The following is a 20,049-nucleotide window of genomic DNA, read 5'->3' as shown; positions in this document are numbered from 1 at the left end:
GGTTATTACCTTTATTAGGTTATTGAAAGTCCCACGAGATATTCGAAACAATGCCACAGGACTCGCAACGAAAATCAAATAAGCCAAACCATGGCTCTGGTAATTTCCACTCGCCATCGCAGCTTGGGCAGCGACGTTTAAGCTCTGACTCTTTATCAACGCCGCCTACACGGTATAAATAGTAATAAACCGGCTTCTTGGTTAGAAAACTAATACGTTTCGTGATATCACGACCACGGCGGTATAAGTCACTCTTGATGCTAGTTAGCTCTTCAAGCGCAGGAAATTCACAACGGGTTGCACCATTGATCTGAATTTGATCGCACGCTTGCCAGTCTTCTTGCCATTTAATGAGTGTTTTGTAATCGCCGTTGGCAATGGCTGGAATGCGAAATAACGGCACAGGCAAAAAGTCATCACCACAATAAAGTGGGCTACAGGTGTGCACGTACGTGGTATACAAAATATAGCACGACGGATCATGACACATGTCTGCGCCATTTGAGTGAATGTCTTGGCCGACCACTTTTACTTTTGGTGCCAGTAAGCCTGCAGTGTTTAATTGCTCAATGCTATGTTTTACAAACGGGCTATGGTTGAGCGGATGCATCGCATCTTCGGTTGGGCACATTACACGAGTAATGAAAAATCCATCTTTTAAAACCGTTGGAAATTCATCACCAATTATTTGGCCGTTAAAACGAAGCGCATTCACTAGGCGGTTTATCGCCTGCTCAGCAAGCTCTAGGGTAGTATCTTGGTAGCAATCAAAAGTCAGATCGACAACAAACATTATTTTTTCTCAAGCAGTGCTAATAACCTATCTAATTTAGCTTCAATACGATCCAATTGACTTTCTTTTGGTGTACTCAGTTGTTCATTTGACGGGTTATTGATGAAATTATTAATTGAATCCGGATTGTTTTTATATTGGCTAACCGCAGCGATGATCACAGGCATCGGCATAGGTTGGGTTAACTTACTTTTAGTTAAGGCAACTGTTGGGGTTTTACCTTCATCAAGAAGGGTTTTAATTGCATCAAATACAACGGCATTCATTTTTGTATAAACTCTTTTATAAAGACTAAAAAGCACCGCAGTATATGGGCTGCAGTGCGCGCGTATGGTAGCAATAATAGATGTGGAGTGAAATTACTTTCCTAATTAACGAGCTAAAAGAATGTTATTTAAGCTTGTTAATTAGCTCGCAGGCGTTACTGGCGTAACCTTGCGTCTAATTCATCAATCACCTCGCTCCAAGCACCATCTTCTGCAAGTGATTCTGCTAAAAAGTGTTGCTGAGCTTCATCCCAAAAAGGCGCTTCCTGCAATAGGGTTGTATCAGACAGTTGATGAGATGCTATAAAAGCATCTATTTCACTTTCTTTGCTCGGTAAACCAAGTTGTGCAAATAGGGTCGAAATATCATGTTTTGTCGTATCCATAGTTCTGCTCCTTGTGTATGGCGATAATTATTACTGCTTGAACTTAATGATGATGAACCGCAGTTTAACTTACGCTGAATTTGTCTTTAATCACCGTTGGGTATATACCTTATAGTCTAGTACGAAAATAATAAAACAAATAAAAGGATGAGTATTTTGACAGTTGCTGAACCCGAAACCTTAAGTGTGCAATACCTGAGTGCTGAAGATATCAGCACTGCCGCAAGCCTTATTTATCAAGCCTATCATGATGATCCCGTTCTTCAGAATGTATTAGGTTTTCAACAAGATAACCCAAGTAAATATGAAACTAAATTACGTGCTTTAGTACGTGAAGAGCTAGCAAGTTTCTGGCAAGAAAAACAGCCTCTAATAGGTCTTTACTCACAAAGTAGATTAAAAGCCATTGCCTGTGTATTTGATTCGGCAAGTGAACTACAAGCTGAGCGATACTGGCATTGGCGCTTAAAACTGATGCTCAGTGCAGGTTACTTGCAAACCAATCAGCTTATAGAAAAAGAGCGTACTATTCGCGAAGCGCTTTCAAGCAAAGGCCATTATCTGTTTTTAGCCTTTATAGCCGTTGACCCACATTTTCAGGGGCAAGGTTTAGGCAGATATCTGCTACGAGGGCTTGATGATTTAGTTGAGTCAAGCAATCAAGCAAGTGGTTTAGCTGTATTTGTTACCCGCTCTGAACAGCGTGAATTCTTTAGCTCTGAAGGGTTTGAGGTGTTCAAAGCCTTGAGCTTTAACCAAGTTGAAGGTGACTTGATGTTCAAAGCTGCAAATTAAGCAAAGGACGTTTTGGAAATAGCAATGTGCGATAAGTCTCACATTGCTGTGCGTTTTATCAGTTTAATGCCTTTAAATTTGTACCTATAATTGCTTATTGCAATGATTTTAAAGGATTTATTGTTTTTGTCATTTTTGTGACTTAGAAAAAATTACTTTTTATGCCTACCAAGATATCCGCATTTCTCTAAACTTAATCATGTCAAGAAGACGCAGGTTCAATGAATGAACTGATGCCAAGGATTAGGATTATGGCAACAAAGCAAGATGCTTAGCAGGAAGCAAAGGGACAAGAGCTAGGGAAGCAAGGAAGAACGAGGACGCTGCCAGGATGCAGTACAATCGCGGAGCGATTGAAAAGGACTGACCAAAGGATGATTTTAGCAGGAAGCTAAAGGAGCGTTTGGAAAACGAAGTGGATAGCCATTGACGGCAAGAGGACGGCACTAGGATGTGTTAAATGTTACATGAAGTAGCATGGTGGGTGTATCGGATGTATACCCGTTCAGGGGAAAGATAAAAAGGCAGCTTCGGCATAAGTAAGGATACTTAATCATGGAAGTAGCAAGATTGGGGCGTGGCTATTAGCTACGCCTTAGTTCTTTCTGGAGGTTGCACTTCTCGCACTTGCAATTATTCTTGTATAACTCGCAACTCGCAACTCGCAACTCGCAACTTAAATCTTATGTGGCGGTATTACGACACTTTTAAGTAATTCATTTTCCATGATCAAAACGCCTTGATACACGCTTTGCCCATCACTCGAAAACTCAAAAATAAATTCGCTTTTGATACCTGGTTTGCCGCTTTTTAAAATACCAAGTCGGCGTTTATTGCAAGCAACACTCATCAATTGCACATTTAATTGCTCAATTTGTCTTTGTGCATGAAGATTAGCTGCTTCGGCTACTTTTCTGTTTAACCAAAAAAAATAGATGATGCTGCCAATAATGATGAGTGTCCACAAGCCTGCCATTTACGAGAATAACCTTCCAATTGCGCGAGCGAGAGTTTCGCTACGATTTTCTTTTCTTAATAAACCTAGTAGGTGAGGGCGAATACTAGGAATTGCAACTAAATCGGTGAAAATACTCACAAACAGTTGTTCAATTTCAGTGTGGTGTGCACAGCAATCCATAAACACATGTAAGCGTTCTGGGTCTTCAAGCGTGCTAAAACAACGCCCTGCAATTGTTAATAGGACATCTGACTGGGTGTTCATATCAGAGCGTAATACAGCATCTACAAGTTGCGCAGTTAAACCTTGTGCTGGTGTTTTTGATAAGCTTCTGAGGGCTGCTACAAGGGCGATGTCGTCTTTTTGCTCTATCGCCTTTAAACCATAGGCTAACAATTGCTCTGCAAACACGGGTTCGATTGCAACATGTTCAAGCATTGCACTTAGCGGCTGTAATACTTCGACTGGTAATTGCCCCCAAGCGGCTTGTAGATTTGCTAAATTGTTGTCGTTATCTAAACGCATCGCAAAGTCTGCAATACCTTGTACTGCAACACTTTGCCAATTATCAAATCCTAGTTTGCCTGAAAAATACAGCTGCGCATATTCGTAATACTGTGAAGCACTTTGTTTAAGCAAACATTTAACCTGTGCATTAAATGCCGCTAACTTGTTGGCGTTTGGCGTAAATACATACGGGTTGTTGTCTAATTTGCCTTCGGCATTTTCACCGGTAATTTCTGTACCAAGCGCTTCAATTACCATGTTTGCGAAATGATCGCGGCTTGCGCTTACAAGACGGCTTTGCTCATCTAGTGGGAATTTTAAAAACCATACATAAGGTTCTTTAGACGCTTTTACATCCCAAAATTGAATAGCAAGCCAAGCATGACCTGCAAGCGGGTATGGGTAAGGGATTTTTGTTTCTTCAATGGCAAGAAATTGTTTTTTGTCTAATTTCGTGATGTGTCTGCCAATATCGAAGGCACGCCAAGTGGTACCTGCTGCATCCAGAAGTTGCCCTAAGGTGGCGATCTGCTCAGTCATAAAATCTCAATTACCGTATTTAATCTATATCAGCCGCGAATTATACGCCATACCATGGCGCCTTGGAACAGGGTATACTAAGCACAAAGGTATTAAGAGTTTTACAATGCATCAACAGACTTTGGCGCTGCTGCGCGAATTAGAATCCACATTACAACGCCATTCACTTTGGCAAACAACACCGATTGACCCAAGTGCACTCAATTCTAGTGTACCGTTTTGTCATGACACCATGGCTTTTGAGCAATGGCTGCAATTTGTTTTTCTTGAAAAAATGCATACCCTCATTGCACATGCCCAGCCTTTACCCCGTAATTTTGCAATTGCGCCTATGGCTGAAATGATGCTGGCACAACACAGCGGCGGTAATGATGTGATTAACGTTTTACAAAAACTCGATCAACTTTTGAGTGATGACTAAGATGCAAGAGATTGTTAAGCCACAATTTGATGAGTTAACGATTCTGTACCGCGATGAAAATTACATTGCGATTGATAAACCATCTGGTTTATTGGTTCACCGTTCGTTTTTAGACAAACACGAAACCCAATTTGCGATGCAAATGCTGCGTGACCAAATTGGTCAACACGTGTTTCCTGTACATCGGTTAGATAGACCAACCTCAGGCGTATTACTGTTTGCGTTAAGTTCAGAAGCAGCCCGTGATATGAATCAGTTATTTATTGATGGGCAAATTGAAAAGCGTTATTTAGCTTTAGTAAGAGGCTTTTTAAACGAATCAATCTTCTTAGATAAACCTTTAAAAGAAGAGCTTGATAAAATCGCCGACAAGTTTGCTGATCAAAATAAAGCACCGCAAGAAGCACAAACGCAATTTCATTGTTTGCACCAAGCAAGCTTGCCTATTCCAATTGGTAAATACCCAACAGTTCGTTACTCGCTGGTGGAGTGTTTTCCAAAAACTGGCCGCAAACATCAAATACGCCGTCATTTAAAACATTTATCATTGCCAATTATTGGTGATGTAAATCATGGTGATAATCAGCATAATCAATTTTTTAGAGAGCATTTTAAACTTCGTCGGTTAATGTTATTTGCCTCTGAATTAAAGTTTGTGCACCCTTATAGCAAGCAACCAATAACAATTAGAGCGCCTTTAGGCGATGCAATGTTAACGATTTGCCAGCAACTTGGCTGGCCAACAGAAGAAAAGGATTATTATGGCAACCATTAGTATTTTTGTCGGCAGTGTTTACGGCGGTGCTGAGCGTTTAAGCGAACAAGTTATTGAAGTCATTGAAAAGTCTGAGCATCAAGCGCAATTAGTTGAAAATGCCACGGTTGATGACATGCTGGCTGCGTCACATATTTTAGTGATCACTTCAACGACGGGTCAGGGCGATATTCCTGATAACTTAATCGCTTTATATAGCCAATTAAATGATCAATTCCCACTGTTAACAGGCAAGCAATACGGCATTATTGCTATGGGTGACCGCAGCTATGGCGATACGTTCTGTGGTGCAGGTCGCAGTTTTGATGAGCTGTTTCGTGATTTACAGGCAAAACCTGTCGGTCATCGTTTAGAAATTGATGCCTGTGAAGATTTTGAGCCTTGGCCTGTAACTGAGCCATGGTTAAATGAGTGGCTGACGAAAATTAGTTAATGCCTCTTAATTAGCTAGTGTCTCTTAAAAGTGCTGATTGAATAAGCAATTGGCACTTTCCCCTTGGTTTTTCGAGTACAGAATCTGTGACCTTGGTGATATACTTAACCATCATTTTATGAGGCTGTTATGATTTCAAAAAACCAACTGAAACTAATTCGTGCATTAGGTCAAAAGAAATACCGTAAGCAATACAATCAGTACCTTGTACAAGGCGAAAAAAATGTACTTGAATTACTAAACAGTGGTTTAAGTATTGCTCATATTTTTGCGACTCCTGCATTTATTTCAGCGCATCAAACAGCGCTTGCAGCCCATCAAGTCATTGAAGCAGACGAAGACAGCCTAACTAAAGCCAGTACGCTTGTTAGTAACAACGCAGCCATTGCTGTTGTTGATATGCCAAGTCAGCAAGCATTACCCACATCAGGGCTTATTTTAGCCCTTGATGGCGTGTCGGATCCGGGGAATTTGGGCACGATTATTCGTGTTGCTGACTGGTATGGTATTAAGCATATTGTTACCAGCACAGACAGTGCCGATGCTTATAACCCGAAAACCATCAGCGCAACTATGGGTTCATTTGCTCGTGTGAGTGTCACACAAACCGACTTAACCAGTTACTTACCAAGCCTAAAGCTCCCTGTGTATGGTGCATTTTTAGAAGGTGAGAACATCCATAAAACTGCTCTTAAACAAGATGCCGTATTACTCATGGGCAGTGAATCTCATGGTATTCGTGCTGATTGCGAAAGCTTAGTTACTGATAAAATAACCATTCCGGCTTATGGCCAAGCAGAATCGCTTAATGTTGCAATGGCAACGGGTATTATTTTAGATAATTTTAAGCGCCACGCTTAACCTTTTACCCTAAAATGGGTTAAATTGAAGAATAACAATAAAAATCGGTAAAACAATTAGATGCGCTTAAGCACCATAAAATTAGCGGGTTTCAAATCGTTTGTTGAACCCACTAAGATCCCATTCCCTGATCAGATGACGTGTGTTGTCGGCCCGAACGGCTGTGGCAAATCAAATGTCATTGATGCAGTGCGTTGGGTGCTAGGTGAAAGCTCAGCTAAAAACTTACGTGGCGATGCCATGACCGATGTTATTTTTAACGGCTCAACTAATCGAAAGCCAATTTCACAAGCCTCTGTTGAGTTGGTGTTTGATAACACCAGTGGTCATTTACCGAATACCTTTGCTGATCGAAACCAAGTGGCGATCAAACGCTTAGTGACTCGAGATGGCCAGTCAATTTATTTTCTAAATGGCAGCAAATGCCGTAAGCGTGATATTACCGACATCTTTTTAGGCACAGGTCTTGGCCCGCGCAGTTATGCGATTATTGAGCAGGGCATGATATCGCGTTTAATAGAGAGCAAACCGGCTGACTTACGTGTTTTTTTAGAAGAAGCTGCGGGGGTTTCAAAATACAAAGAGCGTCGTCGTGAAACGCAAACCCGCATTAAAAGTACCCGCGAAAACCTTGAACGTTTGCTTGATGTAAGGCAAGAGTTGCAAACACAGCTCGATAAGCTTGCAGTGCAATCAGTCGATGCAAAAAAATACCGAGAGCTAAAAGCCACTGAGCGCACTTTAAAAGGGCAAATTGCGGTTTTAAAGTGGCAGAAGTTACACCAACAACAAATCGATAAAGCTGAGCAAATCAATAAACTTAAAGAGCAAATTCAGTTCTTTAGAGAAGCGCACTCTGGCCACGATGATGTTTTAGCAAGTCTTGAAAATCAGGTGCAACTTGAGCAGCAAAAACTGCAAGACGCCCAGCAGGCTCAGCATCAAACTCATACAGAGTTAACCCGCAAAGAACAGCAACAGATCAGCTTAAAGCAGCAACAGCAAACACTTAGCCAAAACCTTATCAAACAGCAACAACTGCAGTTACAAAATAAAGAGCTGCAAGAAGAGCAACACGCTTCAGCCGCCATTTTACAAGAGCAGCTACAAGAAGCGATTGAGCAAAGTTTACTGTGCGCTGAGCAAGTTGAAGAGGTTGAAGAGCAAGTTGCTCTACAGCAGCAACAAACGCAAAGCGCCAATGAGCAATATCAAAGTACCTTACAGAAAAGCCAAGCTCATAGCAGTGATATTAATGTTGCAAAGAATCAACAGGCTCACTTTGCCCAGACTGTTGCGCAACTTGAAACTCAGCAGACACAACTTGCCGCTGAAATTAGTGAACTCGAAGCGACCCCAGTTGCAGCGCAAATTGCAGAGCAACAACAGCATATTCAAACACTGACGAAGGAGCTTGCGCAGCAACAAAGTGCGCTAAATAAGCTCACTCAAAATCTAGAGCAAGCGGATAAAGAACAACAGCACTTAGAGCAGGATTTAAGGCGGGTTCAGCAGCACAGCAATGAAAATAGAGCCAGCATAGCTGCGCTTAATTCTGTGTTATCAGAGCAAACCGATAGCGAAAGTGTCTCTCTATTGGCGCAGTTAAAGGTGGCTTCTGGCTTTGAGCCACTAATTGAACAAGCCCTACTTGGCCTTGAGCATCTAAAGGTCAGTCAACATAAAGAGCCTAACAGTGTTTGGCCTGCAGCTGATGATGAGTTACCAAAAGAGTCATTAGCTAATTATATCGAATCGGGTGCTTACCCTGATTTATTAGCCCGGTTTGCATTTCAACCTTGTTTTGATGACGCTATTTTGGCGGATCCATATTGGCTGGCTGTGATTGATGAAGAGGGCTGTATGCATGGTCGTAACTTTCATACCGATGCCAATAAAGACGCCGACAATTCTTTGCTTTTAAAGCATGCTCAGCTTAGTGATGCACAGCAGTTAGATGAAGAGCTCAACGAGCAATTAGAATCTAAGCAGCAATTGCTAAATGAGCATCTAGCTCACAAAAAAACACTTACCGCCGATAAAGAGCAATACAGAGAGCGAATTCACCAAGCAGCTCAGCAGATTGCATCGGCCTGCACTCGACGCGATATGCTATTAGAGCAGCAAACCCAGTGGCAAAACCAGCTTATTAAGTTGCAACAGCGTCAAACCTTACTGGCTGAGCAAAAGCAAAATGCTGACGAACAGCAACAAACGCAGCAGTATTTACTTGAGCAATTGTTAGAGCAGCAATTAGAACTTGAAACTGAGTTAGAGCAAGCAAAACACCAACAAGGTGAGGCAAATAACCGCTATCGCCAAGTGGCTTCTATGCTTGAGCAATATAAAACGCAAGCCCATCAAGCTAATTTGACTGAACAAAAAGCTCGCAGTGAGTGTCAACTTAGCGAAACCAAACTACAGCATGCAAATGCCGCCCAAAGTGCTGCCAGTGAAGCTGTATTAGAGCTCAACGAGCAACTAGAAGAGCTAGTGATCCCGCTTGAAGAAGTAGCAGAGCAGATTATGCTATTGCTTGAAAAGCATCAACAAAGTGACGTTGAGCTGAAAAACTTGCAAGCGGCCTTGAGTCAAGCTAAAAAGGAGCTTGCTGATAAGCAAATAGCGTTGAAATCATCGCAAACTGAGTTGGTGACGTTACAAGAGCTGTTGCAAGCATTAGCGCTGGATGAGCAAAGTTTAATCGTGAAGGCGCAAGCTGCGTTAGAGCCACTTGAAGAACTGGAACAAAATTTAAAAACAGTACTTGAAGAACTGCCAGACAATGCCAATTTAAATAGCATGCAAACGAGGCTTACAAAAACCACGCAAGCATTAAATGAACTTGGCGCGGTGAACTTAGCGGCAATAGATGAGTTTGAGCAGGCTAAACAGCGCAGCGATTATTTAAATCAGCAGCTTGATGACTTAACACAAGCATTAAATACCCTTGAAGGGGCGATTCAAAAAATCGACCGAGAAACAAAAAATCGTTTCAAGGCGACCTTTGAACAAGTAAATACAGACTTTGGGGAGTTATTCCCAAAAGTGTTTGGTGGCGGTAGTGCTTACCTTGAATTGACCAGTGATGATCTACTTGAAAGTGGGGTGAGCATCATGGCAAGGCCACCAGGCAAGAAAAATTCGACAATTCACCTGCTTAGTGGTGGAGAAAAAGCGCTGACCGCATTATCATTGGTGTTTTCAATATTCAGGCTCAATCCAGCTCCATTCTGTATGCTAGATGAAGTGGATGCGCCATTGGATGATGCGAACGTGGGTCGTTTTTGCCGTTTGGTAGAAGAGATGTCACAATCAGTACAATTTATTTATATCAGTCATAACAAGATTGCTATGGAAATGGCAGGCAGATTGACCGGTGTAACTATGGCCGAACCAGGTGTATCACGTATGGTCGCTGTAGATATAGAACAAGCTGTGCAAATGGCACATGCATAAAATTTAGGCATATCAAATAATAAAGGTGAGGGGATGGCCGAAGAATTAAGATGGGCTTTAATCGTAATCAGTGTATTTGTCATTGGTGGTTTATTAATTCACGGCTTATGGTCGGTGCGTAAAAAGGACAGCCCAGATACGCCTTCAGTTGAGCGGGTTGAACCGAAGGAAACATCCAGTGAGGTTCAAGAGCCTGCGACTGCAAAATCGCAAGAGCGTGATGAGCCAGAGTTTGGAGATTTAAGCTTCTCAGCAGAAAGTCACGACGAACCAGCTGTGTCAGAACAGGTTGTCGAAAAGCCAGAAGCAGAAGCTTCGCAACAAGAACCTGAAGAAGAGCCTGCTGATGCACAAGCACCAACCGATTTCATTATTGTGCATTTACAAATGCCAGAAGGTTTAACAATGGATGGCAGCCAATTATTGCCAGCTGTTAATATGTTAGGCTTTAAGTATTCTGAAGAAGGTTTCTTTAACCGTCACTTAGACCCAGCAGGCACAGGCCCTGTGTTATTCCGCTTAGTGAATATGTACAACCCAGGCACGTTCGATATTGATAATATGGAACAGTTCAGCACCGCAGGTGTTAGTTTATTTATGACCTTACCATGTGATGGCGATGGTCTAAGTGCATTCAACATGTTGCACAGCGCAGCTAAAAAGCTAGCCGATGAATTTGGTGCAACGATTTTAGATAGCAACCGTGAAGAAATGACGGTTGAAAGCGTTCGTGAGTATGTTGAGAAAGTTCGTAGCTTTTCAGCATAATCGCACACACAGACTATAAGTATTAGGCCACTTGGCGTTAAGTCGTCGAAGTGGCTTTTTTATGTAGATTTTTGAGGTTTTCATGTCCAGCCCTATCTTTGAGCAAATTAGCCAACTTCGTGCCCAGTTAGAAGAGCATAACCATAATTATTATGTGCTGGATGCACCGAGCATTCCTGATGCTGAATATGACCGTTTAATGCGCGAATTAAGCGCCCTTGAGCAAGCTAATCCTGAGTTTCAAAGCCCAGACTCACCAAGCCAAAAAGTCGGTGGTGCAGCACTTGATAAGTTTGAGCAAGTTACTCACCAAGTGCCCATGCTGTCACTTGATAATGCCTTTTCAGAAGAAGAGTTTGCCGCCTTTAACCGCCGTATCAAAGAGCGTTTAATGGACAACAAGGAGCTGACTTTTTGTTGTGAGCCAAAGCTTGATGGTTTAGCGGTATCAATTATTTACCGTGATGGGGTTTTAGTTCAAGCAGCTACCCGTGGCGATGGCATGGTAGGTGAAAACATCACCCAAAACGTGAAAACAATTCGTAATGTGCCGCTTAAGTTACGTGGCGATGACTTTCCAGCAGAGCTTGAAGTGCGCGGTGAAGTATTTATGGACAGCGCCGGTTTTGCCAAACTAAACAGTGAAGCCGAAAAACGTGGCGACAAAGTCTTTGTTAACCCGCGTAATGCTGCGGCTGGTAGCTTACGACAGCTTGACTCTAAAGTAACAGCAAAACGTCCACTGATGTTTTATGCCTACAGCACTGGGCTTGTTGCCGATGGGCAGTTACCAGAAGATCACTATCAACAACTGGCTAAACTGACCGATTGGGGTTTACCACTTTGCCCAGAAACAAAACTGGTTGAAGGCCAGCAAGCTGCACTTGATTATTACCAAGATATATTGACGCGTCGAAGTAGCCTTGCCTACGAAATTGACGGTGTGGTAATAAAAGTTAACGACAAAAAACACCAAGAGCGTTTAGGCTTTGTGGCACGTGCGCCGCGCTGGGCAATTGCTTTTAAATTCCCTGCGCAAGAAGAAATCACCCAATTACTTGATGTTGAGTTTCAGGTAGGGCGCACTGGCGCAATTACCCCTGTAGCACGATTAGAGCCGGTATTTGTGGGGGGCGTAACGGTATCTAACGCAACGCTGCATAATGGTGATGAAATTGCCCGTTTAGGCGTTAAAATTGGCGATACTGTGATTATTCGCCGTGCGGGTGATGTTATTCCACAAATTACCCAAGTTGTCCATGAGCGTCGCCCTGACGATGCGAAAGACATTGAATTTCCTGCTACCTGCCCAATTTGTGACTCACATGTGGAGCGCATTGAAGGTGAAGCGGTTGCCCGTTGTACTGGTGGTTTAGTGTGCCAAGCGCAGCGCAAGCAAGCAATTAAACATTTTGCGTCACGTAAAGCCCTTGATGTTGATGGTTTAGGCGACAAAATTGTTGATCAACTCGTTGATCGTGAGCTTATCAAAACGCCTGCTGATTTATTTATCCTTAAACAAGGGCATTTTGAATCACTAGAGCGAATGGGTCCTAAGTCTGCTAAGAACTTAGTTAATGCGCTGCAAGATGCTAAGCAAACAACCTTAGCTAAATTCCTATACTCGTTAGGTATTCGCGAAGTGGGTGAAGCAACCGCGCAAAACTTAGCAAACCACTTTTTAACACTAGAAAAAATCACTCAAGCAAGCGTTGATGCGTTAACTGAAGTAAGTGACGTAGGTGAGATCGTTGCTAAGCATGTACGTGGCTTCTTTAGCGAAGAGCACAATATGGCAGTTGTAAATACGTTAGTTGAGCAAGGTATTCACTGGCCAGAATTAACCGCGCCGAGCGCCGATGCGCAGCCATTAGCGGGCTTAACTTACGTACTAACCGGCACATTGAGCGAGCTTAACCGTAATGATGCAAAAGCGCGTTTACAAGCGTTAGGTGCAAAAGTATCGGGTAGTGTATCTGCTAAAACAGATGCGCTGATTGCAGGTGAAAAAGCGGGCTCAAAATTAACCAAAGCACAAGACTTAGGCATTGATGTGTTAACTGAGGCTGACCTTATTGCGCTTTTAAGTGAGCACAATGGATAGTCTCTTGCAGGCAATGTCGTCAGTTGCTTTAACAATCGGCAGCTGGCTGCAACCACACCTTTACAATATTTCATTACTGCTGGTGGTGTGCTTTTTATCCTTGTATGCAAACGACATTATTAAAGTGACCAAGCGCTTTGTCGCGCGTCGTCACTTTATTATACGCGTGCTTTGCTTTGTGCTAGTCACTGGGTTTGGGATGGGCTTACTTGTGGTGTTTGTAACTCCATTTTTAAGTAAGTTGCTAATGCTACTCGGTGTTAAATGGCTGGCTCTTACACTTACAGCCGCGTTTTTTGTACTTGGCATCATTGCCGATAAGAAGAACCAAATATGAATCGCTACGGGCCAGAATACTGGGATAAACATGGCGCTTATCGAACCCCAGTAGCGTTTCATTTAACGTTGTTAGTGTTGTTACGCAGTTACTTTATATGGATTATGGCGGCGCTCAGCCGTCGCCCTGATTTAGATATCATGTCGCTGTTTTTTAAGTCGAAAAGCGATTTCTTTACAGCCATTGCTATAGCAGCAATCGCCTTATTACCGGCGGTGATCTTTTGTTTACGCCGACCTCAAGAAAATGCTGAAAGTGCAAAACGTCTCGCGTCTATATGGCGCTTTATGCGCTGGCCATTAATTTTGTGTGCCATCACAGATTTAAGTTGGTTAACCTATCAGGCTGCGCACAGTCATTATCAGTTTTCGTTTTTTTTAGCCTGTCAAATGGTACTGGTGTTATGGGTACTGTTATATTTATTAAAAAGCAGATATCTGTCGGTCTTTTTTAATGATTGGCCAGATCCAATTGAAAAAAAGTAGGGCTGCAATATGTTGGCAATTAATAAGCTTTTAGCAAAAATTTCACTCACTATCGCGCTGGTATTAATTGCTTTATGGGTATTTACGCCACTTTGGCACAGTGCTGCATTTTCGTTGTTTGTGATGTTATGGGGCTTTATTACGTTATCAAGCTTATATCGAGTGACTCCGTTATTTGTAGCGCGTAACCCCATTACTGATTTACTAAAGCGTGATGTAAATCAGCTAGCGCTGATAAGTCTGGCTGGTTTATTCGATTTTAAACGCAAAGCTGAGTTTGTTTTAATTGGCCAAATTAAGCAGATTGAAATCGGCGAAGGTATAATCCATGTAACGGATGTCAACGACCAGCAAATAACTGCAGTATTGAGTGTTGCTAGCAGCCAAATTAATAGCCATTTAGCACAGCTACTTTCTGAGCGTGAACGTGCACAAATAGATATCCGGCTGCAAACACATTAATCACTAGACGCATGCTGCTTGCCCTTAGTAGGGCTTGTGATGTACTGTGCAACTGTTGTATTCAACCCTGAGGGAGCACTATGTTAACTTGGCAAGATATTTTAGAGTTTGCCCATAACGGCAACCCAACACCTCCACGTCGAGTCGAAAAATCGCCATCCGAATGGCAAGCCGAGCTTGAACAAGATGCATTCTATGTAACCCGTTTAAAAGGCACCGAACGTCCTCACAGCTCTGATTCATGTACGATATTTGAACCTGGTCAATATGCGTGTGTATGTTGTGACAACTTACTATTTGACGGTGATGAAAAGTTCGATAGTGGCACCGGCTGGCCGTCATTTACTCAGCCAAGCAGTGTTGAAAGCATTGCCTATATCGCGGACTCTAGCCATGGTATGCAGCGTATTGAAGCTATTTGTAATGTTTGCGATGCACATTTAGGACATGTATTCCCCGATGGCCCGCCGCCAAGTGGTTTACGCTATTGCATGAATGCCATAGCGATGAAAAAACGCGACTAATGCGTGTTTAACCCATACTTAATCTAGGTACTGGGCAATGATGAAAATAAGGTGCTCACGGTGAATTGGCTTACTAATTATGTAGTCTGTCAAAATACTCGATTGCGCCTTATCGTCTTTTAATACCGATGCTGTAACCGCAATGATTGGAATATGCTTAAAGCGATCATCACTACGAATTAGCTGACTTGCTTCTAATCCACCCATCACTGGCATCTTTAGATCCATAATGATCAGATCAGGTTGGTTCTCTTCTACCTTTTTCAAGGCCTCTTCACCGTTTATTGCTGTATCTATTGTAAAGCTCCAGCGTGATAGAAATGACTCCAAGTACTCACGGTTGTATGGAATATCATCAACTATCAATATACGAGCTGGATTAAAATGATAGCTAGAAATAGCAGGGTAATTTCGATGTTTAACCTCTGTTTTTGATTCGGCAAATTCTATATTTGGTAGCAATACAATAAACTCGCTACCTTTATCTTTTTCACTAATTACAGATAGTTCACCACCCATCAATTTTATAAAGCGATGAGATATAGCTAAACCGAGTCCAGTGCCACCAAATTCAGAACTGCGTTGCCCTTGAACTTGCTCAAAATCATTAAAAATCAGCGCTTGTTGATCGGTTGGGATCCCCTTGCCAGTATCTTTGACATGAATTTTTATATTAATGTGGCCATCATTTTCACGTTCTTCAAAGTCAAAGTGAACTTTAACGCTACCATGTGAGGTAAATTTAATCGCATTACTGATCAAGTTTGTCAGTACCTGTCGAACTTTATTGCTATCAAGTAAAACAGGGGTTTTAAATTCAGGGTGTGAAGTGATCTGTAAATCTAGATCCTTTTGAGCGCTGAGCTGCAAAAACATCATACTTAGTTCATGGCACATCGTCGGAATTTCGACCCTTTCCATGTCCAGCTGCATTTTTCCTGCATCAATTTTAGATAAATCAAGAATATCATTGAGGACGTTTAGCAGAGAGCTGCCAGAGATCGAAATGGCTTCTAAATAGCGGCGTTTATTTTTATCAGTTTCACTGTCTTGGAGTAATTGGCTGAAGCCTAATACTGCATTAAGCGGTGTTCTTAGCTCATGTGACATATTCGCTAAGAACCTGCTCTTAGCTTGGTTTGACTGCTCGGCTTGCTCTTTGGCATCCAAGTATTCTTGAGTTCGTTTTGCAACGGTTTCTTCTAATTGACTATGTTGCTCATGCATGCTGTTTATTTGTTGTCTTACGGCAGCACGCATCATTTTAAAACCACTGGCAAGAGTGCCAATTTCATCACGACTTTTAATATTTATTGGGCAATTTAGATCGCCAGTGGTAACTGCATGCGAAAACTCAACTAATTGCTCAATAGGCTGTAAAATAATTCGGCGTATAATGATATAAGCAATGAGTAATGCAGTAAGTAAGTAAATTGCGAACAGTGATACAGCATTGCTGATAATTGATTTAGTTTTTAATGTTAAATCAATATCTGAAAAACTAACAATAACATAGCCAATATTTTCATCTTGGGCGTTATTGATTGGAACTGCTACAGCATATTGTTGATCTAAAGTGATGATAGAATTTTGTTTTGGATTGAGCTGCTTTATTATCGTTTGATTTGTTTCTAAGGTATCGACTTTGCTGTAATCAGGGTGAGCGGCAATAAAGTTATTCTGATCGATAAAGTAGATTGTCTTTAAATCATCAAATGTATTATTTGCCAGAATACCTTTAAGAGTGATGCCTTGAATTTTTAAAACCCAACTACCTACTGTATTGTCTTTTGTAAGGGTCTTTATCTCTGAGAGCATAGGTGAAACGATGGCATTAGCTTTTTCACTCATATTCAGCAAGGTTTGCTCTTTTAACTCAATAACATGTAAAGTTGTACTTACCCCTAAAATCAACGTAATAGTAAACCCAATAATGAGTAGGATTTTATGAGCAATACTGACTCTCATTGTTTATTTTCACTCCTTGTCTGTAATGCCCGCATATTAACATTAATTTTTGCATCAGTAGCTTTTATTGATTGCTTTATGTCTGCTCCATAAAAAATTTGACTAAATGTTTGCGATATAAGCTCACCGACAACTGGAAACTCAACCATCCCAGCTTGTAAACGGTCAGGAGTAGCATGCTCAAATACCCATAACATGGCTTTATTAAAGCCTGGTTTGTTTACGAGAGTAAATAGTTTCTCGTGCCACACCTTTTGTCTTGGCGGTGAGCCGCCTGTACTTAATAATGCCGCTGTTTGCTCACTGGTTGCCCACTGAATAAATAACCACGCTGCCTTTTTTTGATTTGATTGGTTATTAATTGCGAATGCCCAAGACCAAGGAGATGTTTCACGGGCGACTGGACCGGCTGGTAACGGCGCGGCTTCCCATTTATTCCAAATATCTGACTCTTCAGCGGTATCTATTTCATTATAAAAATGAGAGGCTAAAAACGCCGAAGCAAGTTGACCTTCTTTAAATAGTCGACGAATTTCATAAAAGTGCAGCAAGCGACTGTTATCAGGATTGCCGAATCCCGTTACAAGGTCTCGGTATGCTTGCAGACTTTGTGCTGTTTGAGGGCTATCAAAAACAGACTGACCTTGCGCGTCAATTACTTCAGCACCATAAGCACGCATAATGGGTAACACTGTCCAAGTGTTTAATCCTGCACCTGGCAGAGTTCGGGAGGCAAATGCGTGCATGCCATTTAAAGATGGGGTGCGGTCAATTGCCTTTTGAAGCTTAATTTTAGTCTCTTGTAGTTGCTCGTACGTGTCGGGTACCGCTAAGTTAAAGTGCTCGAACAGATCTTTACGATAAAAATAAATCGGTGCAGAAAAATCAAATGGTAACGAGTATAAAGCGCCATTGATTTTACAAAGAGCCAAGCTACGTTCGCTAATATCTTCTAACTGATACCAAGCTTTGTCTGTGAGTTTTGGGTTATCAATATAGGGTTGTAGGGGATCTATCCAGCCTCGACTTTGTGCTTCACCCAAAAAGGTTATACCCATTGGCAGTACATCATAGAGGCCTGTATGCATACTTAAATCTTGGTGGCGACGAACACGCATTTGAGATTGTTCTAAGGCATGAAAACCTACAGATATCCCTGTTAACTCTTCAAATAGAGGGATATATGGTTTTAGGGCCAAAAATGCAGGCTGCTCATCTGCTAATATGTTGATATGTGTACCAGACTCACTTTGCCAGTTTATTTTGGCTTGCTGCCAATATTGCAACATTGCAGAAGCTGAACAAATAGGGCTTGTAATTATGAAAGATGCAATAAGGAGATGCTTTATTAATTTCAAAAAGATGCTCCACGAAGAGGGTTATTCAGAAAGCTTGATATTTAACTTGGCAGCTTGTGCTTTTATTTTATCAAACCTTATAGCTTGTTCATCTTCTAAAGACTGAGACGCTAAGAGGGTGTAGCACTTTCTTGCAAGCATTAAGTTGAAAGACTGCCCTTGACTGTTTGTGTCAAATAAACACTGTAGCAGATTTAACGCAATACTGGCATTTTTAGGCATAATTCTAAATGCTTGTGTGAATGCCTCAAGCGCAGTATTGAGCTGGCCTTTATTAAACTGCGTTACAGCGTGGTTATTGAGCTCTTTCGGGCCAAGCTTAATATCACGTCGCTCAGTTTGCTGTTGTTGAATATAACGTAAATACACCGGATCGCTTACTGACGGGTGGCGTTCACAGTGAGTTATTATTTGGTTAAACAGCATCTGTGCTTTATGGTGAAAACCAAGCTCATGAAACGCTTTCGCTTTATCGAGCGCTCCATCTACAGAACGAATCTGAGTGTCACTTTCATCAAGTTGATTGATAAGTGCTTTAGCCTTTTGATGTTCATCTTTTAAATAATGTAAACGTGCGTTAAGAACATCAATTTGTGTTTGATTATTACTATTCGGAAATTGTTTTTTTAAATCACTCAAATATTGATTTGTTTGTCTTGAAATGCGATTAACTTGATCGGTTTGATCCGTCGTTAAGGCAAAATCAATCCCTGCACGAGCCGCATTTAGGTACACATCAGGGTTGTCGTGAATTGAGTGTTTAGCATAACTAGCTATATCTTTTTGGGTTAAATAATTTTTCTCGTAGTCATGATTAAGTAATGAAACATGGCTAAGCGTTTTTTGCCTCTCGATATTGCGAGGTGCAATTTCAACAGCTTGGCTGAAAAAAAGCTGTGCATCATCAAATTTATTGAGCTTTATTTCTAACTTTCCGAGTAAATCCAGAGCTATTAAGCGTGTTTCACTCCTTTGTAGCATAGTCCTCAACATTCTATGAGCGAGAGTATGCTCATTATTTGCAATTAAAGCTTCCACTAAGCCAACTTTTGCCCATGTAAATTTTTGAATATCGAGCACAGATTTGAAAAATGCTTTGGCTTGTTCATTTCTGTTTAAACGAAGTAGGGCATCGCCTTTTAATCTCAATAAAATCGCACTGTAACTATTCGATTTGTTTTGTAGTAATTGATCAATGCTCTTAATAGCTTTTGAGTCGTTTTCATCATCAATCAACTGGTATATATTTTTTAGATGATGCTTTCGCAATAAAACTTTTTCAATTCTATTTTTTAAGTCGTAAATAGTAAAAGGTTTAACAAGAAAATCATCCGGCTGCAGCTCTAAAACACTATGAACCAAAGAACCACTGGTTTCTGCAGATATAAATATAAAACCTGTGGAGTTTTTAATTAGGCGTTTAACTTTAAGTTCTTCATAAAGCTGATAGCCATCCTGGTGTTTACTTAGATTAAAAGAACAAACAATGAGATCAAACTGTTCTATTTGACACTGTTCTTTGGCAGCAATAGCGTGTTCTGCAAATCGCAACTGACGAAACCCCAATCCCTCTAGAGACTGCTTCATATAGCTCTGAGCAAGTGCTTGCTCTTCGACTATTAATATTTTGGCTTTCGAAAAAATCTTTGCGGGCATTAGACTTGCGACCGAGTATTGTTAACAGTGACTATAATAAACAGTCTAGCTGCTGACAAGGCAAATTACAGCTTTTGCAACGATTTAAAGTTTAGCTTTGGGCTATATCAATAAAGTGAGAAGTGAGTAATAGACTTTAGAAGTTAGATAGTAGAAGCGGTTGTTATATGTGGTGGGTGGTACTGGACTTGAA

At 41.4% G+C, this 20,049-nt stretch carries 20 protein-coding genes; 12 read left to right on the top strand and 8 right to left on the bottom strand.

Going from position 1 to position 20,049, the window contains the following annotated elements:
• Positions 1–19: 19 nt before the first annotated feature.
• The 3 genes from CWC02_RS08930 to CWC02_RS08920 all read right to left on the bottom strand — a co-directional run bounded on the left by CWC02_RS08930 (position 20) and on the right by CWC02_RS08920 (position 1,445).
• A complete protein-coding gene (locus CWC02_RS08930) occupies positions 20–793 on the bottom strand; it encodes a Zn-ribbon-containing protein (RefSeq protein ID WP_138599993.1) in 774 nt (257 codons plus the stop codon).
• Positions 793–1,059, bottom strand: a complete 267-nt coding sequence (locus CWC02_RS08925) for a hypothetical protein (RefSeq protein ID WP_054553723.1) — start codon at positions 1,057–1,059, stop codon at positions 793–795. The genes CWC02_RS08930 and CWC02_RS08925 overlap by 1 nt, the downstream gene beginning before the upstream one ends.
• Positions 1,060–1,214: 155 nt before the next feature.
• Positions 1,215–1,445 (bottom strand): DUF2789 domain-containing protein, encoded by a 231-nt coding sequence (locus tag CWC02_RS08920; RefSeq protein WP_036969581.1) that lies wholly within the window; start codon positions 1,443–1,445, stop codon positions 1,215–1,217.
• A 147-nt stretch (positions 1,446–1,592) separates the two neighbouring features.
• Here CWC02_RS08920 and CWC02_RS08915 point away from each other — a divergent pair, with 147 nt between their 5' ends.
• A complete protein-coding gene (locus CWC02_RS08915; protein ID WP_054563618.1) occupies positions 1,593–2,240 on the top strand; it encodes a GNAT family N-acetyltransferase in 648 nt (215 codons plus the stop codon).
• A 676-nt stretch (positions 2,241–2,916) separates the two neighbouring features.
• Here the strand turns inward: CWC02_RS08915 and CWC02_RS08910 are convergent.
• Together CWC02_RS08910 and CWC02_RS08905 are read right to left on the bottom strand one after the other, a co-directional pair.
• Complete coding sequence (locus tag CWC02_RS08910; RefSeq protein ID WP_062569953.1) at positions 2,917–3,216, bottom strand: DUF3301 domain-containing protein; 300 nt, start codon at positions 3,214–3,216, stop codon at positions 2,917–2,919.
• Entirely contained in the window at positions 3,217–4,245 is a 1,029-nt protein-coding gene (locus CWC02_RS08905) for a DUF3549 family protein (protein WP_138617764.1), read from the bottom strand.
• 106 nt (positions 4,246–4,351) lie between these two features.
• On the opposite strand from CWC02_RS08905, the gene CWC02_RS08900 reads away from it, so the two are divergent.
• From CWC02_RS08900 to msrB, 11 genes are all read left to right on the top strand, one after another.
• Positions 4,352–4,666 carry a YqcC family protein gene (locus CWC02_RS08900; RefSeq protein WP_054553719.1) on the top strand — a complete coding sequence of 105 codons (315 nt, stop codon included), beginning with the start codon at positions 4,352–4,354 and terminating at the stop codon, positions 4,664–4,666.
• A 1-nt stretch (position 4,667) separates the two neighbouring features.
• Positions 4,668–5,441 carry a tRNA pseudouridine(65) synthase TruC gene (truC, locus tag CWC02_RS08895; RefSeq protein ID WP_138617762.1) on the top strand — a complete coding sequence of 258 codons (774 nt, stop codon included), beginning with the start codon at positions 4,668–4,670 and terminating at the stop codon, positions 5,439–5,441.
• Positions 5,428–5,874 (top strand): flavodoxin, encoded by a 447-nt coding sequence (locus tag CWC02_RS08890; protein WP_054553717.1) that lies wholly within the window; start codon positions 5,428–5,430, stop codon positions 5,872–5,874. Before truC ends, CWC02_RS08890 begins: the two co-directional genes overlap by 14 nt.
• A gap of 129 nt (positions 5,875–6,003) precedes the next feature.
• Positions 6,004–6,735 carry an RNA methyltransferase gene (locus tag CWC02_RS08885; RefSeq protein WP_138617760.1) on the top strand — a complete coding sequence of 244 codons (732 nt, stop codon included), beginning with the start codon at positions 6,004–6,006 and terminating at the stop codon, positions 6,733–6,735.
• Between the two features lie 60 nt (positions 6,736–6,795).
• The gene (locus CWC02_RS08880; RefSeq protein ID WP_138617758.1) at positions 6,796–10,194 is read left to right on the top strand and encodes a chromosome segregation SMC family protein; all 3,399 of its coding nucleotides are present in this window, start codon (positions 6,796–6,798) and stop codon (positions 10,192–10,194) included.
• A gap of 33 nt (positions 10,195–10,227) precedes the next feature.
• Positions 10,228–10,962 carry a cell division protein ZipA gene (gene zipA / locus CWC02_RS08875; RefSeq protein ID WP_138617756.1) on the top strand — a complete coding sequence of 245 codons (735 nt, stop codon included), beginning with the start codon at positions 10,228–10,230 and terminating at the stop codon, positions 10,960–10,962.
• 82 nt (positions 10,963–11,044) lie between these two features.
• The gene (gene ligA, locus CWC02_RS08870; protein ID WP_138617754.1) at positions 11,045–13,066 is read left to right on the top strand and encodes an NAD-dependent DNA ligase LigA; all 2,022 of its coding nucleotides are present in this window, start codon (positions 11,045–11,047) and stop codon (positions 13,064–13,066) included.
• Positions 13,059–13,403 carry a DUF3392 family protein gene (locus tag CWC02_RS08865; RefSeq protein ID WP_138617752.1) on the top strand — a complete coding sequence of 115 codons (345 nt, stop codon included), beginning with the start codon at positions 13,059–13,061 and terminating at the stop codon, positions 13,401–13,403. Before ligA ends, CWC02_RS08865 begins: the two co-directional genes overlap by 8 nt.
• Positions 13,400–13,888 carry a DUF2919 domain-containing protein gene (locus CWC02_RS08860; protein ID WP_054553711.1) on the top strand — a complete coding sequence of 163 codons (489 nt, stop codon included), beginning with the start codon at positions 13,400–13,402 and terminating at the stop codon, positions 13,886–13,888. The genes CWC02_RS08865 and CWC02_RS08860 overlap by 4 nt, the downstream gene beginning before the upstream one ends.
• A 9-nt stretch (positions 13,889–13,897) precedes the next feature.
• Positions 13,898–14,350 carry a hypothetical protein gene (locus tag CWC02_RS08855; protein WP_138617750.1) on the top strand — a complete coding sequence of 151 codons (453 nt, stop codon included), beginning with the start codon at positions 13,898–13,900 and terminating at the stop codon, positions 14,348–14,350.
• Positions 14,351–14,430: 80 nt separating this feature from the next.
• Positions 14,431–14,874 carry a peptide-methionine (R)-S-oxide reductase MsrB gene (msrB, locus tag CWC02_RS08850; RefSeq protein WP_138599983.1) on the top strand — a complete coding sequence of 148 codons (444 nt, stop codon included), beginning with the start codon at positions 14,431–14,433 and terminating at the stop codon, positions 14,872–14,874.
• An 18-nt stretch (positions 14,875–14,892) separates the two neighbouring features.
• On the opposite strand, the gene CWC02_RS08845 is transcribed toward msrB, so the two are convergent.
• From CWC02_RS08845 to CWC02_RS08835, 3 genes are read right to left on the bottom strand one after another with little or no spacing between them, the layout of a single operon-like run.
• The gene (locus CWC02_RS08845; RefSeq protein WP_054553708.1) at positions 14,893–16,842 is read right to left on the bottom strand and encodes an ATP-binding protein; all 1,950 of its coding nucleotides are present in this window, start codon (positions 16,840–16,842) and stop codon (positions 14,893–14,895) included.
• Positions 16,839–18,200 carry an extracellular solute-binding protein gene (locus CWC02_RS08840; RefSeq protein ID WP_138599981.1) on the bottom strand — a complete coding sequence of 454 codons (1,362 nt, stop codon included), beginning with the start codon at positions 18,198–18,200 and terminating at the stop codon, positions 16,839–16,841. The genes CWC02_RS08845 and CWC02_RS08840 overlap by 4 nt, the downstream gene beginning before the upstream one ends.
• A gap of 21 nt (positions 18,201–18,221) precedes the next feature.
• Complete coding sequence (locus CWC02_RS08835) at positions 18,222–19,856, bottom strand: response regulator (RefSeq protein WP_138617748.1); 1,635 nt, start codon at positions 19,854–19,856, stop codon at positions 18,222–18,224.
• Positions 19,857–20,049 lie beyond the last annotated feature (193 nt).

Origin of the sequence: Pseudoalteromonas sp. S2721 (genome assembly GCF_005887425.1) — a bacterium.
GTDB classification, from domain to species: Bacteria; Pseudomonadota; Gammaproteobacteria; order Enterobacterales; family Alteromonadaceae; genus Pseudoalteromonas; species Pseudoalteromonas simplex.
This window is presented reverse-complemented; position numbering and strand designations above follow the sequence as displayed.